We start from the raw sequence: 1,601 nt of genomic DNA on the forward strand, positions 1-1,601 counted from the left end.
GACCTCGACTGGGATCTTGACGAAACCACGCCTGAGCAGAATCGACATGTTGGCACGGCCCAAGCGGCCGACGCGGATATTGACGATCTTATGCTTGATGAACTCCAGGATCCGAACTCGGACACCATTGGCGATGTCGATTTCGACGATGATGCGTTGGACGCGGCTTTGGCCCAGGGCCTTGATCCGCGTGACGAAGCCGCTCCCCGGGACAATTCGGCGGATTCTTTCGATTGGCTTGCGGAGCGTTCCCAACCGACAGAGCCGACGCGTTCGTGGAGCCGCGTGACGCCGGTTCCGCAGCAGCCGTCATTCAGCACGCAGCCTACGTTTAGCGCTCAGCCGGCCGCTTCGGTGGCATCATCCATGGCCGCAGCGCCGGCAGTCGCCGCCACGACGTCCTATGGTTCGTCCGAGCCGGTCGAAACCTTGGCTCCCGCTGCACCAGTATCGGCGCCGCAATCGCGCCAGCCGGCGCGTTACGAAGACATGCCCGATGTCGAGACGGTCGATGTGCCCGAGCGTGTCGTGGCGCTGGCGGACGATCTCGATATCCCCGAACTGCACTTCGAGGAAGACCAGCCGGCGTCGCCTGGCTATGACGATCTCGATGCCGAGTTCTCCAGCCTTCTCTCCGAGATGAACGCGGTGGAGGTCGCTGCCGCTCCCACAGGCAACGCGGCCGGCGCATCTTACGATGATGGCTCCTATGCCGCGGGCTTCAAGCCGGGCTATGACAGCCTCAAGCCGGGCTATGACGGGGTCAAGCCGGGCTATGAGGGGATCAAGTCGGGCTATGAGCCGGAAGCGCGAACCTATGCGGCGCGGCCGATGGAAATGTCTGCCCGCGCGGCGCCGCCTACGGGTTATGCCGACGCCTCGGGCTACGACCTCGACAACCTGCCGGGGAGCCAGCCGGCTTCCCAAGCCGATGATTTCACCGTCGATGAACTCGACTACGATCCCGAACTCGACGAGGAGATGGCTGTTCCGGGTCTCGGCGAGCGTGAGGCCGCAAGGCCGTCGCGCGGACGCGGCCTGTTCATCGCCGCGATTGTCGGCGCGGTCGCGGTCGCGGGCGGTCTCGGTGCCTTTGCGCTGTCCTTTGGCGGCAAGGGCGGCAGCGAAGCGCCCGTCATCGTCAAGGCCGACAACGCGCCGATCAAGGTCAAGCCGGAGAATCCGGGCGGCGCCGTGGTGCCCAACCAGGACAACAAGGTCTACGACGCGGTCAGGGGCGCCAAGCCCGCCGAGCCGGTCCAGGAAAAGCTGGTCACCAACACCGAAGAGCCGGTGGACGTGCAGGCGAAGGACCCGGCCCGCGCCATCGATCTTTCGCCGGACCAGAATGCAGCCGGCGCTGGAACCGATGTCGGCAACGCCGCGCCGATGGCCGGCGCCGCTTTGGCCGACAATACGGCGCCAACTCCCAAGTCCGAGGACCGCATCGCGCAGGTGCTGCAGGATGCAGACAAGGGCACAAATGCCGATGTCGTCGCCATTGCACCGCGCAAGGTGAGGACCATGGTGGTCAAGTCGGACGGTTCGCTGGTGCCGCGTGAAGATCCGGCGGCGCCCGCCGCTCCGCAAGTGGCCGCTAC

At 65.6% G+C, this 1,601-nt stretch carries 1 pseudogene; it reads left to right on the forward strand.

From position 1 onward, the window contains the following. A pseudogene (locus EN932_RS35480) lies at positions 1 to 1,601 on the forward strand (SPOR domain-containing protein); the annotation flags it as partial.

The sequence above is a fragment of the Mesorhizobium sp. M7A.F.Ca.US.002.01.1.1 genome (genome assembly GCF_004022955.1).
GTDB classification, from domain to species: Bacteria; Pseudomonadota; Alphaproteobacteria; order Rhizobiales; family Rhizobiaceae; genus Mesorhizobium; species Mesorhizobium ciceri.